This is a genomic window from Bradyrhizobium erythrophlei (assembly GCF_900142985.1).
Lineage (GTDB): Bacteria > Pseudomonadota > Alphaproteobacteria > Rhizobiales > Xanthobacteraceae > Bradyrhizobium > Bradyrhizobium erythrophlei_B.
Genome location: NZ_LT670849.1, coordinates 2,019,572 through 2,039,322 on the forward strand (window position 1 = coordinate 2,019,572; position 19,751 = coordinate 2,039,322).

Annotated in this window: 18 protein-coding genes; 2 read left to right on the top strand and 16 right to left on the bottom strand. The window is 61.1% G+C overall.

Annotation, left to right across the window (positions count from 1 at the left end; all coding sequences use genetic code 11):
• Positions 1-14: 14 nt before the first annotated feature.
• From BUA38_RS09475 to BUA38_RS09505, 6 genes are all read right to left on the bottom strand, one after another.
• The gene (locus BUA38_RS09475) at positions 15-833 is read right to left on the bottom strand and encodes a transporter substrate-binding domain-containing protein (protein WP_172806006.1); all 819 of its coding nucleotides are present in this window, start codon (positions 831-833) and stop codon (positions 15-17) included.
• A gap of 216 nt (positions 834-1,049) precedes the next feature.
• A complete protein-coding gene (locus tag BUA38_RS09485; RefSeq protein ID WP_083587523.1) occupies positions 1,050-2,267 on the bottom strand; it encodes an acyl-CoA dehydrogenase family protein in 1,218 nt (405 codons plus the stop codon).
• Positions 2,268-2,282: 15 nt separating this feature from the next.
• Entirely contained in the window at positions 2,283-3,251 is a 969-nt protein-coding gene (gene phaZ / locus BUA38_RS09490) for a poly(3-hydroxyalkanoate) depolymerase (RefSeq protein WP_072817695.1), read from the bottom strand.
• Positions 3,244-4,947: an alpha/beta fold hydrolase gene (locus BUA38_RS09495; protein ID WP_072817696.1), complete on the bottom strand. Its 1,704-nt coding sequence runs from the start codon at positions 4,945-4,947 to the stop codon at positions 3,244-3,246. Before BUA38_RS09495 ends, phaZ begins: the two co-directional genes overlap by 8 nt.
• Positions 4,944-5,423 carry a MaoC family dehydratase gene (locus tag BUA38_RS09500; protein ID WP_072817697.1) on the bottom strand — a complete coding sequence of 160 codons (480 nt, stop codon included), beginning with the start codon at positions 5,421-5,423 and terminating at the stop codon, positions 4,944-4,946. Before BUA38_RS09500 ends, BUA38_RS09495 begins: the two co-directional genes overlap by 4 nt.
• A 25-nt stretch (positions 5,424-5,448) precedes the next feature.
• Complete coding sequence (locus BUA38_RS09505) at positions 5,449-7,101, bottom strand: fatty acid--CoA ligase (RefSeq protein ID WP_072817698.1); 1,653 nt, start codon at positions 7,099-7,101, stop codon at positions 5,449-5,451.
• 422 nt (positions 7,102-7,523) lie between these two features.
• Here BUA38_RS09505 and BUA38_RS09510 point away from each other — a divergent pair, with 422 nt between their 5' ends.
• Positions 7,524-8,549 carry an AraC family transcriptional regulator gene (locus BUA38_RS09510; protein ID WP_172806007.1) on the top strand — a complete coding sequence of 342 codons (1,026 nt, stop codon included), beginning with the start codon at positions 7,524-7,526 and terminating at the stop codon, positions 8,547-8,549.
• Positions 8,550-8,583: 34 nt separating this feature from the next.
• Here BUA38_RS09510 and cyoD read toward each other — a convergent pair whose 3' ends face one another.
• The 5 genes from cyoD to BUA38_RS09535 are packed head-to-tail and all read right to left on the bottom strand — an operon-like array spanning position 8,584 to position 13,507.
• On the bottom strand, positions 8,584-8,985 hold the full coding sequence (cyoD, locus tag BUA38_RS09515) for a cytochrome o ubiquinol oxidase subunit IV (RefSeq protein ID WP_072817700.1): 402 nt from the start codon (positions 8,983-8,985) through the stop codon (positions 8,584-8,586).
• Complete coding sequence (locus BUA38_RS09520; protein WP_072817701.1) at positions 8,982-9,602, bottom strand: cytochrome (ubi)quinol oxidase subunit III; 621 nt, start codon at positions 9,600-9,602, stop codon at positions 8,982-8,984. Before BUA38_RS09520 ends, cyoD begins: the two co-directional genes overlap by 4 nt.
• Positions 9,599-11,578 carry a cytochrome o ubiquinol oxidase subunit I gene (gene cyoB, locus BUA38_RS09525; RefSeq protein ID WP_072825983.1) on the bottom strand — a complete coding sequence of 660 codons (1,980 nt, stop codon included), beginning with the start codon at positions 11,576-11,578 and terminating at the stop codon, positions 9,599-9,601. Before cyoB ends, BUA38_RS09520 begins: the two co-directional genes overlap by 4 nt.
• 2 nt (positions 11,579-11,580) lie before the next feature.
• The gene (gene cyoA, locus BUA38_RS09530; protein ID WP_156898466.1) at positions 11,581-12,459 is read right to left on the bottom strand and encodes a ubiquinol oxidase subunit II; all 879 of its coding nucleotides are present in this window, start codon (positions 12,457-12,459) and stop codon (positions 11,581-11,583) included.
• A 1-nt stretch (position 12,460) separates the two neighbouring features.
• Entirely contained in the window at positions 12,461-13,507 is a 1,047-nt protein-coding gene (locus BUA38_RS09535; RefSeq protein WP_072817703.1) for a heme o synthase, read from the bottom strand.
• Positions 13,508-13,776: 269 nt separating this feature from the next.
• On the opposite strand from BUA38_RS09535, the gene BUA38_RS09540 reads away from it, so the two are divergent.
• Positions 13,777-15,153: an NAD(P)/FAD-dependent oxidoreductase gene (locus BUA38_RS09540; RefSeq protein ID WP_156898467.1), complete on the top strand. Its 1,377-nt coding sequence runs from the start codon at positions 13,777-13,779 to the stop codon at positions 15,151-15,153.
• Positions 15,154-15,215: 62 nt separating this feature from the next.
• Here BUA38_RS09540 and BUA38_RS36625 read toward each other — a convergent pair whose 3' ends face one another.
• The 5 genes from BUA38_RS36625 to BUA38_RS09560 all read right to left on the bottom strand — a co-directional run bounded on the left by BUA38_RS36625 (position 15,216) and on the right by BUA38_RS09560 (position 19,701).
• Entirely contained in the window at positions 15,216-15,365 is a 150-nt protein-coding gene (locus BUA38_RS36625) for a hypothetical protein (protein ID WP_156898468.1), read from the bottom strand.
• An 81-nt stretch (positions 15,366-15,446) separates the two neighbouring features.
• The gene (locus tag BUA38_RS09545; protein ID WP_072817704.1) at positions 15,447-16,232 is read right to left on the bottom strand and encodes an enoyl-CoA hydratase; all 786 of its coding nucleotides are present in this window, start codon (positions 16,230-16,232) and stop codon (positions 15,447-15,449) included.
• A 76-nt stretch (positions 16,233-16,308) separates the two neighbouring features.
• Positions 16,309-17,535 carry a CaiB/BaiF CoA transferase family protein gene (locus tag BUA38_RS09550; RefSeq protein ID WP_072817705.1) on the bottom strand — a complete coding sequence of 409 codons (1,227 nt, stop codon included), beginning with the start codon at positions 17,533-17,535 and terminating at the stop codon, positions 16,309-16,311.
• Between the two features lie 35 nt (positions 17,536-17,570).
• Positions 17,571-18,422 carry an enoyl-CoA hydratase-related protein gene (locus BUA38_RS09555; protein WP_083587958.1) on the bottom strand — a complete coding sequence of 284 codons (852 nt, stop codon included), beginning with the start codon at positions 18,420-18,422 and terminating at the stop codon, positions 17,571-17,573.
• 58 nt (positions 18,423-18,480) lie between these two features.
• A complete protein-coding gene (locus tag BUA38_RS09560) occupies positions 18,481-19,701 on the bottom strand; it encodes an acyl-CoA dehydrogenase family protein (protein WP_072817707.1) in 1,221 nt (406 codons plus the stop codon).
• Positions 19,702-19,751 lie beyond the last annotated feature (50 nt).

Genomic DNA, 19,751 nt, shown 5'->3' on the forward strand with positions numbered 1-19,751 from the left:
GGTCGACCGCGCCGTTATCTGCTTGCGTTGGCCGGGCCTCCGGGTGGAGCGGCCCGAACCCCCTGCATCGCCAATGTTTCGATCATGCGGTTCACAAGGCCGGAGGCTTTCGCGTCCTCAATGAACTCGTTGATGTAGGCGAGCCAACCGGCATGTCCTTTGGGTATGGCCATCGCGGAGTAGATCTCGGCAAAACCGTCGCTCAGAACGCGCGAACCTGGGAGTGCCACGGATTCGGCGATCAGGCTGGGGCGGTTCAATGCGACTGCGTTGGCGGCTCCGCTCCGGAGCAGTGCAACGGCAGCGGCAATGCTGTCCGTCCGGACCAATTCAGCCCGATCGAACGCGCGCGTCAGAACCAGATCCGATGTATCGCCGCGCGCGACGGCGATACGGATCCCCGCTTGGTCCGCGTCCGCGACGCTTTGGATGGTGGACCCGGCGGGCACCAGGTAGGTGAGATCGCTTTGCACGAATGGATTCGAAAAATCCACCTGCTCTGCACGCACCGGGTCGACAAGGAGGATCGAGACATCCCAGGCGTTAGCACGCAGGCCATCAATCACCGCGCCGGGTCTCGGATATTCGATGGACACAGGTTTGACTCCAATTCGCGCGGCGAGCGCACGGCCCAGTTCCAACGCCGGTCCCTTGACCTCGCCCGTTGCCGGATTTCTTGTTGCCGTGGTTGAGCTGCCAAGACCAAGCCCAATTCGCAGCGCGCCGGACTGCACCAGATCCGCGACGCGCGGATCGGGTGACGGTTGAGCCAATGATGTCCCACTTCCTCCAAGGACCAGAGCCAATATGGCCGGCAAAGCAATTCTGATCATGAAAGACGCCTTCGCTTGGACACGCGGCCAACGCATCAGGGCGCGCGCGGCATGCGCTTCTCGAAAATCGGGACTATTGCGGCCCGCCGTCGTTGCCGTCTTCAAGACGGACGACCAGCTTCGCCGCCAGCATATCAGCGGTGTCGAAGCCTTAAAGGTGTGCAGCAGTCGGAGCACCTGCGAAAGCCAGCACATCCAGGCCATTCGAACCTGACGTCACACGAAAGCGCTCAATCCCGTAATGGCCTTGCCGACGATCAACGTGTTCATTTCCCTGGTACCCTCGTAAGAGTAGATCGCTTCGGCATCGGCGACGAAGCGTCCGATATGGTTCTCGAGCAAGATGCCGTTGCCGCCGAGTAATTCGCGGGCATAGCCAACGGTTTCGCGGCACTTGACGGTGCAGAACGCTTTCGCGAGCGATGCATGCTCGTCGCGCATCACGCCTTCGTCCTGAAGCTGGGCAAGACGCAGCATCATCGCCTGGGTCGATGTGACGTTGCCCAGCATGCGCACCAGCAAATCCTGCACGAGCTGAAAGCCGCCGATCGGTTTTCCGAATTGAACGCGCTGCGTCGCATAGCGCAGTGCATGTTCGTAGGCGCCCATCTGGCAGCCGACGGCGAACCACGCCACGCCGGTGCGTGTCATTCTCAAAACCTTTGCCGTGTCCTTGAACGAGTTGGCGTTTTGCAGACGGTCGGCTTCCGGTACGCGGCAGCCGTTGAGAGTGATCAGGCCATTCTGTACGACCCGGAAGGCCATCTTGGTCTTGATCTTTTCGACGGAAAAACCGGGATTGTCCTTTCCCACCACAAAGCCCTTGACCTGGTTTGAGCCTTCCTCGCGCGCCCAGATCACGTTGATATCGGCGAAGGTGGAATTGCCGATCCACTTCTTCTGCCCGTTGAGGATCCAACTGTCGCCGTCGCGGCGGCATGAGGTCGTCATTCCGCCCGATGTCGCCGATCCCACCAGCGGTTCGGTCAGACCGAACGAACCGATTTTCTCGAAGCGCATCATCGGCGGCAGCCAGCGCTGCTTCTGCCGCTCATCCCCGCAAAGATAGATCGATCCGGCGGAAAGGCCGGTGTGCACACCCCAGAACGTCGCGACCGACGAATCGACGCGCGCCAATTCCATCGCGACAAGGCCGTTCAGCAACCAACTGCCGCCGGCAGCGCCGTATCCCTGGTAGCCCACCCCACCGATGCCGACTTCGGCTATCTTCGGGATGATCTCAAAGGGGAATGCATCCCGGTTCCAGTAATCTTCGATGACGGGCGCGACCACGCCCTCCGTGAACTCGCGAACGCGTTTGAGCAGCGCCCGCTCGCTATCGCTCAGGACGGCAGCAATGCGGTAGAAGTCGCCGTCGACCGGAGGCGGCGCATAGTCCGCCCTTCCGGCCATTTTTTTCTGATCAGTTCCCATCGGCTCCTCCCCGCGCTAGGTCATGCGGCCTGCATCACCATTTCCTTGCGGCGCCTGGGCGCCGCGACGTCTGCCAAACGCCGGAACGAGCCCTCCAACCCAGCCAGCCATCCGGGAGAGCGGAGACGATGGCTCGACCTGCCTGCTCGCATCAGCCAGGAAGGCCTCGATCAAGCCAGCGGTTTCCTCAGGCCTGGTCACGATGAACAGGTGGCCGTCATCGATCATCTGAAGCTCGGCGTTCGGAATCAGAGCCTTCAGGATGTGGCCGTTGATCGCAGGGACCAATGGATCGTCGCTGCCCATCAAGATGAGCGTCGGCTGCGGCAGCGACCACAGCCACGGCAGGCTGGTCCAGCCCGCGACGGCAAGAAGCTGATAGAAGTAGCCGAGGTTGCGCGCGCCATGCATCGTGGCCGCGTGCCGGCCAATCAGTGACGTGTCGCTGCGAAAGGCGCCTCCGTAGAGGTCCGCCGCAATCCGGTTCATGTATTCCTTGTCGGTATAGCGGCGCGGCGTCAGCATCTTCCAAAGTACCGAAGGGCCGCCCGGCACCATGGTGACACCGGGGGCAGTAGCCGCAAGCACCAGCCGCCGGCACAGCCTTGGATATTGATGCGCGAACTGCTGCGCGATTCCGCCGCCCCAGGACACGCCGGCGACGTCGATCTCCGCGTAGCCAAGCTCCGCAACAAGAGCGGCGGCAAGCCGCGCCAGCGTCGATGGCCGATACGGCAGCAGCGACCTCGGCGAGCCGCCGACGCCGGGCACATCAAAGATGATGGCCGTCGTGCGCGTCAGTGCTTGCAGGAACGGCCTCGCCAACTCCCAATTGGCGCCGATCCCGTTGAACAGCAATAGCGGCGGCCCGCTGCCGCCGCCGTGCCGGATGGCGACCTGAAGCAACTGACCGTTGATCGCGATTTGCCGCGTCTCGATCTCCGGGCTTGCCCCCTCGTTCGTTCTCTGGCGATCATCACTCAAAGACGTAGGTCCCCGGAGCAGCGGCGAGGACGGGATGGCGTTCGCTGCCAAGCGAGGCCGGCGCCGCAACCTCTTCGCCCGATCGCGCCAGCAGCCAATCGCGCCAGTCGAGCCACCAGCTTCCCTTGCGCTTCTCGGCCGCGGCCACGAACGCGTCCGGACCGGATGGGTTGACCGTCCCGATCATGAAGGATGCCCTCTGATTGGTCGGCGGATTGAGAAGACTCTGGAGATGGCCGCTGTTCGACAACACGAACGTCGTTCCCTCGCCCATAATCTGAGCGGTCTTGTGCACGCCCTTCCAGGGCGTGATGTGGTCGGTTACGCCAGCGACGACGTAGCTATCGGCCTTGATCTTGCTCATGTCGATCGTCTCGCCGTTGAGCGCGAGCTTTCCGGCATTGACGAATGGATTGGTGAAATAGAGATCGAGATAGTCGCCATGCAAAGCGGCCGGCAACCGGGTCGTATCGGCATTCCAGTAGAGAATATCGAAGGCCGGCGGTTGATTGCCGAGCAGGTAATTGTTGACCCAATAGTTCCAGACCAGGTCGTTCGGCCGCATCCACGCGAACATGCGCGCCAGTTCGTGGCCGTCCACCATGCCCCGCAGCCGCGAGGCTTCCTTGGCCGCGCGCATCGTCTCCGGCGTCATCAGGCAGCCGAACGCACTTTCATCGGCGGTATTCGGATCGAGCAGGCAGACCGCAAGCACCATGTTCCTGATCTTTTGATGTGCCGCGCTACCGAGCGTCGCGAGATAGGCCGTCGAGGTGATGCCTCCGGAGCAGGATCCCATCATCGAAATGTCGTCGCTAGCGGTCAGGTCCCGCGCGACATCGACAGCTTCATCAAGCGCGGCGACATAGGTATCGAGGCCCCATTCACGATGCGCCACCGTGGGATTGCGCCAGCTCACGCAAAACACCTGAATGCCGCTGTCGAGCAGAAAACGGACCATGCTTTTGTCGGGAGAGAGATCGAGTGCGTAGTACTTGTTGATCTGCGGCGGCGTAATGACGAGCGGCCGCTTTCGAACGTTCAGCGTCGTCGGCGTATATTGGATGAGCTCCAGCAATTCGTTGCGGAAGACCACGGCGCCCGGTGTGGTCGCGAGCGTCTCGCCGACCTTGAAGCCACTCTGATCCACCATCGATGGCATCCCGCCGTTCTTGGCGAGATCATCGAGATAGTTCTTCAACCCGGACCACAGGCTACGGCCGCCGGTATCCACGAATTTGCGCACCGCCGCCGGGTTGGTCAGGATTGCGTTGGTCGGAGCCACGGCATCGATCAGGATTTCCGTCACCAGATGCGCCCTTGCCTTGTCGATCTCGCTCAGGCTCGATTTGTCGACCAGACCGCTGACGGCATCGCCCCAGGCGAGATAGGCCTTGAGCAATCCACTGTGAAGCGCACTCTCTTTCCAGGTGGCGTCGATAAATCGCTTGTCGCCCGCTTTCGGCGCACGCTCCGACTTGCCGGCCACGATGGAGCCGAGCTCTCCGAGAAACGAGAGCCATTGCTCGGTAGCCACCTTCGGTTCATTGACGACCGCCTTGAACAGAACGCCCGCGCTATCGATCAGATCCTGGCCTCGGATGCCGACAAGCGGATTGAGCGCCAGCGTATTGCGGGATGCAGTTTCGGAGATCCCTTCAGTGAGCGGTGACGGTTCACGCGGTTCGGAGCTCATGGCCGATTTGCTCCCGATGCGGGGATCAGGAGCGCCAGGGTTTCAGCGATCAATGCAGGCTTTTCCGACCCCTCGACCTCCAGCGTATTCTGGGTCTTCATGATCACCTGCCCGCCTTCCCTCGGCTCGATCCCGCTGAGCACGACGCGCAGCCTCACGCGCGCGCCGGCAGGCACTGGGGCGAGAAAGCGGACCTTGTCGATCCCGTAATTGAGGCCGGCCGCGGCGTCCTTGGGGATAACGCCGACCTCCATCGAAAGCGGCGCCACCATGGCGAGCGCCAGATATCCATGTGCGACCGGACCGCGGAAAGGAGATTCGCGCTTCGCCCTTTCGACGTCGACATGAATCCATTGGCGATCGCCTGTGCACGAGGCAAACGTGTCGATACGCGGCTGATCTATCGTGACCCACTCGGAGACACCGAGTTCCTGCCCGACCCGATCGCTCAAACCAGCAAGGGTTAATTTGCTCACACGTCCTCCTCGATCGTTCGAACCGCTACATGTCGCCGTATCGCTCGCGCAATTCCTTCTTGTTGATCTTGCCGACGCTTGTCTTGGGAATGCTGTCGATGAACAGGATCTTTTCCGGGATCCCGTATTTCGAGATGATCCCCTGGTCGGCGAAGGTCTTGAGGTGGCTCTTGATGGCTGCGTCGCTCACGCCATTCGCATCGGCGGCTCGCTTGACCACGAGTGCGAGCGGCCGCTCACCCCATCTGTCGTCCTTGACGCCGATCACGGCCACCTCGGCAACGCCGGCACATTGCGAGATCAGGTCCTCGATCTGTAGCGACGACACCCATTCGCCGCCGGTCTTGATTACATCCTTGATGCGGTCGGTGATATGCACGTAGCCGTTGGCGTCGACCGTGGCGATATCGCTGGTGTGCAGGTAACCCCCGGCCCAAAGCTGCTCGGAGCCTTCGGGATTGTTGAAGTAACCCTGGGTAAGCCAGGGCGACCGCAGCACGATCTCGCCGGCCGTCTTGCCGTCATGCGGGACGCTTTTCATGTCGGGGTCGACAATGCGCAGGTCTACCAGCGGCCCGGCAATGCCGGCTTTGGCGCGGAACTCGACCTCGCCGTCCGGATCTCCGGTCAGGTCCTTCGATCGAACATGGGACACCGCCGCGAGCGGGCCGGTCTCCGACATTCCATAACCAGCAAAAATATCGATGCCGGCCTCAAGCGCGCGCTTCGCCAGCGCCTTCGGCAAGGCCGAACCGCCAATCACCATCTTCAGGCCCTTCAGATCTGCTTTTGCCGAGGCCGCTGCGTCGAGCAGCATTTGCAGGATGGTCGGCACACCATGGGTGAAGGTGACACCCTCATTCTTGATCAGCTTGACCAGCATCGCCGGTTCGTAGCGCCCCGGATAGACCTGCTTGACGCCGGCAAGCGTCGCGGACCAAGGGAAACCCCAGGCATGGACGTGGAACATCGGCGTGATCGGCATGTAGACGTCGTCACGGCAAAAGCGTCCCTGCTGTTCCGCCATGCCGAACTGCGCCAACCCGCAGATCGAATGCAACACCAGTTGCCGGTGGCTGTAATAGACCCCCTTGGGCTGGCCCGTCGTACCCGTGGTGTAGAACGTGGTCGCCTGGGTATTCTCGTCGAAATCGGGGAAGTCGTAGTCGGGTGAAGCCGCTGCAAGCAAGGTTTCATATTCGCTGACAAAGGACAGGCTTCCTGTTTGCGGCACAGGCCGGTCCGACATTACGATCAGCCGCTTGACTTTCGGCAGCCGTGACCTGATCCCCTCCAGCAATCCGACAAACTCATCGTTGACGAGAAGCGTCGAAGCGCCGGCGTGATCGATGGTGTAGGCAATCTGCTCGGGTGACAGACGGACATTCACCGTCTGCAACACGGCACCCATCATCGGGATCGCAAAGAACGCTTCGAGAAACCGGTGGCTGTCCCAGTCGAGGACGCCCACGGTGTCACCGGGCGCGACGCCCGCTTTGCTCAAGGCCGACGCCAGACGGCCAATCCGCTCCCTGATCTGGAGATAAGTAAAGCGCTTTAGATCGCGATAAACGATCTCCTGATCCGGCGCCTGTACACGCGGCGTGTGCCACAATTGCTTGAAGATCAGTGGATACTGATAAGCTGATTTGGCGGACTGAATCAGTCTCCCCACCATCGCGGCGTCTCCCTCGACCTGTTTCCTCCGGCCGTCTCAGTGTCCGCCATTCTAACGGGCGAATCGTCTGGTCTGCCGTTCTGCTACCGCTCGCACTGCACAACACCAGCGCAAGCGTCGCGCGCAGGCTCCTGCTTGTGAAGGTCCGAAACGGACAACGAGCGGGTCCCAGCCGGACAGCGTGCCCGTCCTCTGCGTCGGCGTCTTGGATAAAGCTGCTGCATTTTGCACGTTTGGGAGCCGGCAGCTCGACCGGCCGAGCTACGGGCGAATTAGAAAAGCTGCTATCCTGTGCGAACGACACGTGACCGACGCTTTGAACCGTGGGTGCCCAAAGGTAGGTTCAGTTGCCCGACTCCATGCCATCCGCAAAGGCTTCACGCTCCATTTTGAACAACGCAAAGGAAAGGCCGATCGTTGGGTTGCGTGAGCGCATCTACGAACCGACCAAGCTTGCCGCGCTGTTCGACATTCTCATCGACCAGGATTGCCAACCCCGCGAAATCCTGAAAAACGTCAACCTCACCGCGGACGAGGTACACTCCTCGAAGTCGAAAATTTCGCTCGCGGATTTGATGACGGCTGGCAAGAACGCCATTCGGCTCTCGAGCGACCCGCACCTGCCCTATCGCATCGGTACGTCGATCCACATCTCCGCTTACGGCATGTACGGGTTCGCTATTCTCTGCTGCCCCGACTTTCGCAAGACGATGGCCTTTGCCGAACTGTACCACGCGCTCGCAACGCCGCTGGCAACGATCAAATTCGCCGAGAAAGAGGGATTCGCGAGCTGGTCCATTGAGCCCAATCCGGAGGCCGTAACCGATCCGCAACTCTATCGCTTCGTCACCGAGATGCAGATCGGCATCCATATTTCGCTGATGCGCGACGTCATGGGCCCCGCCTTCGCCCCGGATCGGATCAATCTGGCCTATCCGGAAGCGCGCGACTTCGGCTTGCCCGCGGACGAGATCGGATGTCACATCAGTTTCTCGGGCCGGACCAACCAGATCATCTTTCAATCACGGTGGCTGGACCAGGCTGCGAATCTCGGCAACAGGACCACCTACCCCATGGTCGTGGCCCTTTGCGACGACCTGCTCCAGGAGCTCAAATCCCGCGTTGGCGTAGCTGGAGAAATTCGCGCGCTCTTGATCAGGGACATCGCCAATCCTCCGACGCTTGCCGCCATAGCGAAGCTGCTTGAAGTGAGCGATCGCTCGTTGCGGCGTCAGCTGCAGGAGCAGGGAATTTCCTTCCGCGGCCTGCTGGATGAACTTCGGATGCAGATCGCGTTGAAATACCTGCGCACAACAAGGCTCGCCAACGAGGATATCGCGCTGGCTCTCGGTTTCAGCGATGCCGCGAACTTCCGCCGCGCATTTCGCCGCTGGACCAACAAGTCGCCCAGCGAGATCAGAGGTCAAAACCACCCGGATCCCGCTTGAAGAGAATGGGAGAATTCCGTCGCGTCGCGCATTCTCAACGCTGCATGTGCAGATTCATCAATTCCGGACCCGGCATCATGCTGTCGTTCAGATCGGCCATGATCAAGAGCGACCCGACGACGACCAGGATGACGATCAGCACGCCGAATGCGAGCGCCATCACGTTGTTGGTGTTGTCGGGCCCCGAGGTGACGTGCAGGAAAAACACCAGGTGGATACCCATTTGCGCAATCGCGAGGACGGTCAGGCCGATCGTGACGCCGCCCACCCAAAGCAGCGATGTGTTGGCGACCCAGAACGACATCGCCGTGAGGACGACCGCAAGACCGAATCCGATCGTGTAGACGAGCACGCCGGACGTCCTGCCCTGTTCTATATCGGGAAGCGCCGATGCGTCGCCGGGCGCGCGATCGTAATCGTAATACGTGTCGCTCATGAAAGAATCCCCTTCAGATAAACCACTGTGAACAGCCATACCCAGACGATATCGAGGGCATGCCAGAACAGTGAGAAGCAGAGCAGGCGACGCTCGACCGTTGCGTCGTAAAGACCTCTGATCGCGACCTGCGCCAGCATGACCGCCAGCCAGATCAGGCCGGCGGTCACATGCAGCCCATGACAGCCCACCAGCGTAAAAAACGACGAGAGAAACGCGCTGCGCTGCGGCCCTGCCCCGAGGGCGATCATGCCGGAAAACTCGCGCAGCTCCAGCGCCAGGAACATGGCACCGAGCACAAACGTCAGGATAGCCATCCCGTAAGTGGCGGCGTATCGCCGCGCCGTGACGGCCAACTGCATCAATCCGCATGTGTAGCTCGAGGCGAGAAGGCAGGCGGTTTCGATCGCGACGCTGCGCTGATTGAAGAGCTGCATCCCGCTCGGACCACCGGCGGTCGCATGTGCGAGCACCGCGTAGGCGGCAAAGAATGCCGAAAACATCACGATGTCGCTCAGGAGGAAGATCCAGAAGCCGTAACCAACGACGACCCGCTTGGAAGCGGGAACGCTTGTGTCTTCCCGATAACTCGTGCCGTCAACGACCATGGTGCTCATAGCGAAATCTCCGACGGGTTGACCAGCTCAAGCCGCGCAATCTGCTCCACCGGAATTTCGATCTCCTCTTCTTCGCGAAACGCGAAGGCGAGCATGGTCAGGAAGGCGCCGATGATTCCTATGCCGGCCATCCACCAGATGTGCCAGATCATCGCAAAGCCGAATATGACCGCGAAAAACGCCGTGACGAAACCGGTTGCGCTGCTTTTCGGTATCTCGATCGGCTCGAATATCTTCTCTTTCGTTGACGGGGCCTGCTGTACGCGACGGTCTTGCTTGGCTCGCCAAAATGCATCGATCCCCGTGACCTGCGGCTGGATGGCGAAATTCCAGGGTGGCGGCGGTGATGCGGCCGCCCATTCCAGCGTCCGACCGTTCCATGGGTCCGCGGTAACCCTCAGCTTCTCGCGGTCGCGGATCGAGACGACAAGCTGGATGATCTGGCTGACGATGCCCACCAGGATGATGACGACGCCGATCGCGGCAACCACCAGCCAGGGTTGCCAGGTCGCAACGTCGTAATGCTGCATGCGGCGGGTCATGCCCATCAGGCCCAGCGCGTAGAGCGGCATGAAGGCGATATAGAAGCCGATCAGCCAGCACCAGAACGAGAGCCTGCCCCAGCCCTCATCGAGCTTGAAGCCGAATGCCTTCGGAAACCAGTAATTGTAACCCGCCATCAGCCCGAACACCGTGCCGCCGATGATGACATTATGGAAATGCGCGATCAGGAACAGGCTGTTGTGCAGAGCGAAGTCGGCGGGAGGCACGGCCATCAACACGCCTGTCATGCCGCCGATCACGAACGTGACCATGAAGCCGATCGACCACAGGATCGGAACGGTGAAGCGGATGCGGCCGCCATACATCGTGAATAGCCAGTTGAAGACTTTGACGCCCGTGGGCACCGCGATGATCATCGTCATCACCCCGAAGAAGCCGTTGACGTTGGCGCTGGCGCCCATGGTGAAAAAGTGGTGCAGCCAGACAACGAACGACAGCACGCAGATCACCATCGTGGCGGCGACCATGGAGCGATAGCCGAACAGCGGCTTTCCCGAGAAGGTCGAGACAACCTCGGAAAAGATACCGAATGCGGGCAACACCAGGATGTAAACCTCCGGGTGCCCCCAAACCCAGAACAGGTTGACGTACATCATCGCGTTGCCCTGGCCGTCGATCGTGAAGAAATGGAAGCCGAGGTAGCGATCGAGCAGCAGCATCGCCATGGTCGCGGTCAGGACCGGGAAGGCTGCGACGATGAGAAGATTTGCGGCGAGCGAAGTCCAGCAAAAGACGGGCATGCGCATATAGGTCATTCCCGGCGCCCGCGTTTTCAGGATGGTCGCGACGAAGTTTATTCCGGTCATCAGCGTGCCGACGCCTGAGATCTGAAGCGCCCAGAGATAGTAGTCGACGCCGACGCCAGGCGAGTATTGCAACTCGCTCAATGGTGGATAGGCAACCCAGCCGGCTTTCGAAAACTCGCCGATCGCAAGCGAGATGTTGGTCAGGAGAATCCCCGACGCGGTCAGCCCGAGGGCAACCGAGTTCAAGGTTGGAAACGCCATGTCGCGGACGCCGAGTTGCAACGGCACCACGAAGTTCATCATCCCGATCACGAACGGCATCGCCATGAAAAAGATCAAGATCGTGCCATGCGCCGAGAAGACCTGGTCGAAATGCTCCGGCGGCAAGTAGCCGTGCGCGCCGCCTGCTGCGATCGCCTGCTGGCTTCGCATCATGATGGCATCGGCAAATCCGCGCAGCAGCATGAGCAGCGCCAGTATGATGTACATGACGCCGATGCGCTTATGGTCGACGGAGGTGATCCACTCGCGCCAAAGATAAGGCACGTAACCCTTGAGCACGACCCACGCCAGCACAGCCCCGATGCCCAGGACCATGCCGCCGGACGCACCCATGATGATCGGCTGGTCGAAGGGAATCGCGCTCCAATCCAGCTTGCCAAGCAGACTCATTTTTCGGCCCTCATGAACGATGGATATCTGCGGCACATTGCGTCGTCGGACTGCATTTCGGCGACAGTGATGGTTTCGAACAGGCCGGGCGCGACCGAGCGATAGGTGAATGGTTCCACCGCGGCGGTCGGCTTCGCCAGGCTTGCGTAAGTCGTCGCGTTGAGCTCCGGACCAGCGCTGCGCGCCGTCTCAATCCACTGCGCGAACTTCTCGCCCGTCACGACTTCGGCGTCGAAATGCATGTCGGAGAAGCCTTCGCCGCTGAACTGGGCGGAGAATCCGCGATATGTTCCAGCTTCGTCGCCCAGCAGGTTAAGACGGGTGACCATTCCGGCCATGGTGTAGATCTGGCTGCCAAGTTGCGGCACGAAGAAGCTGTTCATCACGCCCGAAGAGGTCAGCTCCAAGCTGATCGGGGTGCCGACGGGAATGGTCAGCCGGTTGACACTCGCGATGCCCTGATCGGGATAGATGAACAGCCATTTCCAGTCGAGCGAGGCGACCTGCACCCGCACCGCCTTCACGCTGGACGCTATCGGTTTGCGAGGGCTCACATCGTGCGAACCGACCCACGCGACACCGCCAACCAGAAACACGGTCATGGCCGGAATCGACCAGACGAGCATCTCGAGACGGCCGGAATATTCGAAATCCGGCCGATAGCGCGCCCGATTGTTCGATGCACGAAACCAGAAGGCAACGCCAAGTGTCGCGACGATCACCGGGATCACAATCGCCAGCATGATACCAAGCGAGTTGAGCAGGATTTGCCGGTTGGCGGCGGCGATCGGCCCCTTCGGGTCGAGCACGCCTTCATTACAGCCGCCCAGTATCGCCGCGCCGGTGAGGACGACGGCAAGCAAAACATATCGCATGTCAGACCTCGCCCGCGCTGAAGTTGATGAAACTGCTCGCATTGCGAACGAGGCCGGGTGAAATTTCGGCAGCGGTCCGGCCATCATGCGACGAACGCATCGTCGAGGACGAACCACTTCCATGGTCGATCAGCAGGGCCGCAAACAGCGCGAACAAATAGACAATGGAGAATACGAACAGCCTGTGGGCCGTCCGACGATCGGCCCCGGCGCTTCTGTTCATCCGAACTGCAAGCAGAAGGAAAACCGCGCCGCTAGCCGCGACGATCGCGCCATACGTCGCACCGACGAAGCCCAGTACCCAAGGCAGCCCCGAGGCGAGAACCATCAGAGCGCTATAGATCAGGATCTGACGCGCCGTTACAGCGCGCCCTGCGACGACCGGCAACATCGGTACGCCCGCACGCGCATAATCATCGGCGCGGTTGAGCGCGAGAGCCCAGAAGTGAGGCGGCGTCCAAAGGAAGATAATGAGAAACAGCGTCAGCGACTCGGGCCCGACGTGTCCGGTCGCAGCAGCCCATCCGATCACGGGCGGCAGCGCTCCCGCGGCGCCGCCAATAACGATATTCTGGCGCGTCGTTCGCTTCAGCCACGCCGTGTACACGACGATGTAGAAGAAGATCGTGCCAGCCAGCAACGCGGCTGCCACGAGGTTGCTCGCCAGACCCAGGACGGTCACCGCGAAAGCGCCGAGTGCGAGCCCAAAGACAAGCGCCTCGAAAGGGGACACCCGGCCGCGAGGAATCGGCCGCATCGCGGTACGGCTCATGACCGCATCGATATCCGCGTCGTACCACATGTTGAGTGCGCCGGCCGCAGCGGCTCCCGCGGCAATGGCAAGAACTGCGGCAAGAGCGGCGAACGGATCAAGTCGATCCGGGGCGAGGCTCATTCCTACGATCGCGGTGAAGACGGCAAGCGACATGATGCGAGGCTTCGCCAACGCCAGAAATTCAAAGATGCGCCAGCCAAGCGCGACCGAAGAGCCCGAGGCGAGATCGGTGGGCTTTTCGATCAGCTGGTTATCAGCGGTTTTGGCGTCCATCGCGATGCTCCGGCTTCATCCAGAAAGTACCAACCGTGCGCGCGCCGGACGGTCCGTCGGCGCGCACTTGTCGTAGTGCCCCCTTGGCTTGCGAAACGCTTGAACGCGGCTGCTCGGCTTGGGTGATTCCTGCTAGAAAACCGTCGGCCGCAAACGACGGTCGGAGCAGGCCGCGGCACGTCCTGCTTGCGCACGTGCGAACACGGCACGAACGTTCCATCCACCGCAACGCCATTCAAGAACACCGTGGCCCGTCGCCGTAGGCTGTCATGCGGCAGCGGCGGGTGATCGTAAACGCCCTCAGGCGGAGTGGATCGGTGAGCACAGTCCTTACGAATAGCCTTCCTCGAGAAAACCCAACCGTCGCAAATGCGGTGCCCCTGAAGAAGCGGGTTCTAATTGTCGGCGGCGGCTTCGCCGGCATCGCGGCAGCACGCGCACTCAAACGAGCCGATGTCGACGTCGTGCTGGTTGACCGGCGTAATCACCATATCTTTCAACCGCTCCTGTATCAGGTCGCCACTGCTGTTTTGTCGCCCGCCGAGATCGCGGCGCCAATCCGTCAGCTCGAGGCGAAACAGAAAAACCTCAGCGTGTTGCTCGCGGAAGTTAAGAATATAAATAACGGCGCTCGCACCGTCGAAGTCGCCTGCCCGGGAGTCGGCAATCGCAAACTCGAATACGACTTCCTGGTGATCGCCGCCGGGATGCGTCCGAGCTATTTCGGTCATGACGAGTTCGCGCGGTTTGCGCCAGGCCTCAAGAGTCTCAACGACGCCGAGACGATCCGAACCAAGATCCTGAACGCATTCGAAATGGCCGAATCGACTGACGACGAGAAAGAACGCGCCCGCCAAATGACTTTCGTTTTGGTGGGCGCCGGCCCGACCGGCGTCGAGCTTGCTGCTTCGATCGCTCAATTGGCGACGGTGACGTTGCGCAGGAACTTTCGCAAGATCGATCCTGCCAAGAGTCGGATTGTGTTGCTGGACGGCGGCGCTCGTGTGCTTCCGACATTTGCAGAATCGCTATCGCGAAAAGCGGCCGGACGGCTGGCGAAGCTCGGTGTTGAGGTTTCGACCGGCGTAAAGGTCGAGAAGGTTGACGAGCAGGGCGTCATCGCTGCCGGCGCCCGCATTCCCAGCGCCACCGTGCTTTGGACAGCCGGCGTCAGCGCCTCGCCTGTCGTAAAAATGCTGGGGACCACGACAGACCGCGCCGGGCGCGCGGTCGTTGGGCCTTTCATGAACATCGCTGAGGCGCCCGACGTTTTTGTCGTCGGAGATGCCGCCGCGATAACGCAGGATGGCCACCCCGTCCCTGGCGTGGCGCAGGCCGCCATCCAACAGGGCCGATTTATCGGACAGGTCATCGCAAACCGAGTCAGAGGACGCAAGGATGGTCGACCGTTCCGCTACCGCAACAAAGGCAACATGGCGGTGGTTGGCAAGAACTTCGCGATTCTCGAGGCCGGCCATTTGCGCAGCAGCGGCTTTGTGACCTGGCTGATCTGGGCCGCGCTACACGTGCTGGCACTGCCGCAGCTTCAGAACCGGTTCCGCGTTCAGACGCAATGGTTCTGGTCTTATCTTTCGGGGCAACGGAGCTCACGGCTGATTTCTGAAGGGCCTCCGCCCGCGGGATAGAACAGCAAGGCTCGCTGGTCCATCGTCTGCGGCAACTGCCGACTACAACACGATGCGCAGATCTACCCGAACTGAACGACACCGAGCATCTCGGCGTAACAGGCCACGGCAAATGCCAGCCCCAACAATAATCCCGCAGCGAAAAGCAATCCGCGAAGGACTCTCGCAACTGCTTCAAGGTCGCGTTGCTCGCCGTTGTCCGGCTTCTCCATCGATAACACAGGGTTTCCGCAAGCCATGAGATGCGCTGGCCTCAAGGACGTTTCGAGCTCGCGCGGGATAGACGTTCGTCCCTATGCACTCGCTGGAGATTTACCGCGCTTCGTGAAGTCCGGCTTGCGCTTTTCCAGGAAGGCCGTCAGCGCTTCTTTTGCGTCCTCGGAACGTACTTGCACGCTGAACTCTTCGTTCTCAGCCTTCATCGCCGCCTCGATCTGCTCACGAAATGGCTGCTTCATGAGTCTTTTGCTGGCTTGCAGCGCCGCTGCCGGCTTCGCGGCTAATTTGCGAGCCGTTTCGGTGGCTTTCGCCAGGACGTCCTTGTCGGGCGCGACTTCGGTTACCAGTCCCAGATCCGCGGCGCGCCTCGCATCAAAGGAAGTTCCCAGCAGAAGCAGCTCGGCCGCGCGGAGATGGCCAATCCGCGACGGCACGGAGCAGCTCGATCCGAATTCCGGTACGACAGCAAGATTGATGAAAGGCATCTGGAATTTCGTGCTTTCGCCGGCATAGATGAAGTCGCAATGGGTGAGCATGGTGGTGCCGCCACCGATCGCGGCGCCTTGGACCGCAGCGACCAGCGGCTTGTCGAAGTTGACCAATGCGTTCATCAGGCCTGCCTGTGGCGATTCGCCCGGCCCCGGAGGATTTCTGAGAAAATCCTCGATGTCATTACCGGCGCAGAACGAGTCTCCTGCGCCGTGCCAGAGAACGACACGCGTGTTCTCGTCGTTCGCCGCCTCGTTGAAGATGCTTGCGAGAGACAGGTACATTGCGGACGTCATCGCGTTGCGCTTGGCCGGGCGGTTCAACTCGACGCGCAGGATGCTTCCTGAGTGTTCGGTAATAATCTCTTCCATTGTCCGAGCCCTGGTCCTTGATGAGTTTCGCTGCGCGCCAGGGGGCGGGTCGGCCGCCCCCGACTATGGCGCCACGCTAGGCTGCGTGTTCCTTTGCTTTCGGAACCGCTCCGCTCGCACGCAAGCCGTCGATTTCGGCCGCGCTGAAGCCGAGCTGCCGGAGAACCTCATCGTTATGTTCTCCAATTTTCGGGGCGCGCTTTGCCGCCACTTTGGTGACGCCGTGCACCTGAAGCGGGCTGCTGATGGTGGAGGTCAGCTTGCCGCCGGCGTCCTCGAGCGGGACGATGATGTCGTTCGCCCTGAGCTGCGGGTCGTCGACCACCTCTTGCGGCCCGCGCACCGCGCCGAACGTCACGTGAACGCCGTTGAACACCTCGTACCAATGTGCCATTGGCTCGGCGCAGAAGATCTCGTCGAGGATCGCCGTGAGCTGCGGCATATTCGCCGTCAGCTTCGCCGGATCCGAAAAACGCGGATCGGTCAGAAGGTCCGGGCGGCCGATGGCCTTGGCGACGGCTGCGAGCTTGTCGGGCGTGACGATGAGAACGAACCAGGTTTCATCCTTGGCCCGATAGACATTCATCGCAGCATTCGCCGGGTTCTTGCGATCGTGCAGCCCGAAGAATTTCGCGTCGCATAGCGCGGCCTGGATCGAGACGCTGGCCGACCATACGCCTTCGGCAAGAAGCGAGGTCGTCACATGCGCCCCCTCCCCGGTGCGCTCGCGACGATACAGAGCGGTGACGATCGCCGAATAAAGCCCGACGGCGGTGGCATTATCGCCGCTGCCGGCCACCGGCCAGGTCGGCGGCGCACCTGCGTCGCGCGTCATCGACAACAATCCGCTGCGTGCCCAGTACGACGTGATATCAAAGCCGGGAAGATTAGCGTCAGGACCCTTGTCGCCGAAACCCGAGATGTCCGCATAGATCAAGCGCGGATTCCATTTCACGACGTCTTCGTATTCGAGCTTCAGCCGCGCACGGGCCGGATGCGGCGTGTTGACGACAAGGACATCGGCCCATTTGACGAGCTTTTCGAGAACCTGCTGTGCGCTTGGAGACTTCAGATCGAGCGCCATACCTCGCTTGTTGCGATTAGCGAGATGCCAGGGATAGGCATCTTCCGCGACCGGCTGCGGTGGCAGGTGGTTGGCGTGCCGCCACAATTCGCCGCTCGGCGGCTCCACCTTGATGACGTCGGCGCCAAAGTCCGACAGGATCACCGCCGCGCTGGGGCCGGCGATGAAGCTCGCCAGATCCACCACTTTCAATCCGGAAAAAATATTGTCGCTTGCCATAGCTGTCCTTTCCAAGTCGCCGCGCGCAGGCTTTTTCACCGGCCGCGGAACTTCGGTGCACGTTTCTCCAGGAAGGCAGAGGTGCCTTCCTTCTTGTCTTCGGTGGCGGCGCAAATGCCGAAGTAGGACGCTTCCAATGCCAGGCCTTCGCTCTGGCTGGTCTCCAGCCCCTTGTTCGCCGCTTCCAGGGAAAACTTCACAGCGATCGGCGCGTTGGCCATGATCTGTTTCAGAATCGCCTCGGCATGACCGATCAGGTCGGCAGCAGGAACGACTTCATTGACGAGACCAATGCGATAGGCTTCCTGCGCGGAAATCGTCTCACCCGTGAGGATCAGCTGTAACGCACGACCCTTGCCGACCAGGCGCGGCAGACGTTGCGTTCCGCCGCCGCCGGGTAGCAGGCCGAGTTTCACTTCGGGCTGTCCGAATTTGGCATGTTCCGCCGCGATCCTCATCGTGCAGGCCATTGCCGTCTCGCAGCCTCCGCCAAGCGCAAAGCCATTGATTGCCGCGATGACGGGCTTGCCGAGGTTTTCGACGAGATCGAGCACGCCCTGCCCGAACCGGCTGGACTCCTCGGCACCGTAGGCGTCGACATCCGCGAGTTCGCCGATATCGGCGCCGGCAATGAACGCTTTGTCGCCCGCGCCGGTCAGAATGACACCGCGTACGGAGGCGTCGGCCTTTGCTTCCTCGAATGCGGCATGCAAATCGGTCCACGTCGGCGTATTGAGCGCGTTGAGCACCTTGGGCCGATTGACCGTCACATAGGCGATCGACCCCTTTTTCTCGTACAGGACGTTCGCAAGTGCCAATGCCGCTCTGGGTGACGAATCCGGCACGGTTGCCGGTGAAGGCGTAAATGATGCGGCTCCGGAAGCCATGGTCATATCTCCTGGGCTTTGGGGGGCAGCCGGCGTCGGAACGCCGGCCGCCGAGATGTCACGCGAAGGCGCCGATGCCGGTGACAGCCTTGCCGATGATCAGATTCTGCATCTGATACGTGCCTTCGTAGGAATAGAGCGCTTCACAATCCGCGAAAAAGCGGGCCGCCTTGTAGTCGGCAACGATCCCGTTGCCGCCCATCAACTCGCGGGCCCAGGCAACCGTCTCGCGGCATTTGGCCGTAGCGAACGCCTTGGCAAGCGCCGCATGGGCGTCCGTCAGCTTGCCTTCGGCATGCAGCTGCGCCTGGCGCACGATCAGGCACTGCGAAGCCGTGATATTGGCGATCATTTTTGCGAGAAGGTCCTGGACTAGCTGGAACGACGCGATCGGCTTGCCAAACTGCAAGCGCTCCTGGCTATACTTCAGCGCGGCCTCGTAAGCACCCATCGCGCATCCAGTCGCCATCCACGCCACGGCGTAGCGCGTCATCTTCAGCACCTTCGCGGTGTCGCGGAACGAATTGCCGCTTTGGAGGCGGTTCGTTTCCGGCACCCGAACATCCTTGAGCGTGATGTGGCCGTTCTGGACCACCTTAAGCGCAATCTTGTTCTCGATCTTCTCGACACTGAAGCCGGGCGTGGACTTGTTTTCGACGATGAAGCCCTTGACCTGGTTGTCGGCGATATCGCGCGCCCAGATAATTGAAACGTCGCACCACGGCGCATTGCCAATCCAGCGCTTCTCGCCATTGAGGGTCCAGGTGTCGCCCTCGCGCTTCGCCGTGGTCAGCAGGCCACCGCTGGCACCTGAACCCACCAGCGGTTCGGTCAGGCCGAAACAGCCGATCTTCTCGAAGCGTGCCATCTGCGGCAGCCATTTCTGCTTCTGCTCTTCCGATCCGTCGATGTAGATGGAGCCCATCGCCAGGCCGACATGCACGCCAATGAAGGTCGCGATCGACGGGTCGACGCGTGCGAGCTCCATCTGAACAAAGCCCAACAATGCCAGGCTTCCACCAGCGCAGCCGTAGCCCTGCATTGCAAGCCCACCGACGCCCAACTCCTTGATCGCCGGCAGCAACTCGAAGGGAAAAGCGTCCTTCACCCAAAAGTCTGTGATGACAGGCGCGACCTTGGTTTCCATGAACGCGCGCACCCGCTTCACCGTCGCGAGTTCGTCGGCGCTCAAGGTCTCGTAGACCTCGTAGAAGTCGCTATTTGGCGGCGGTAGTGGTTTCGAGCCGGCGACCTTGCTTGCTGCTGACGCGGTGGGCATTCGGAACTCCTGATGCTGCGGCTCGAGAGCCGGAATAAGTTGCAGGTTTG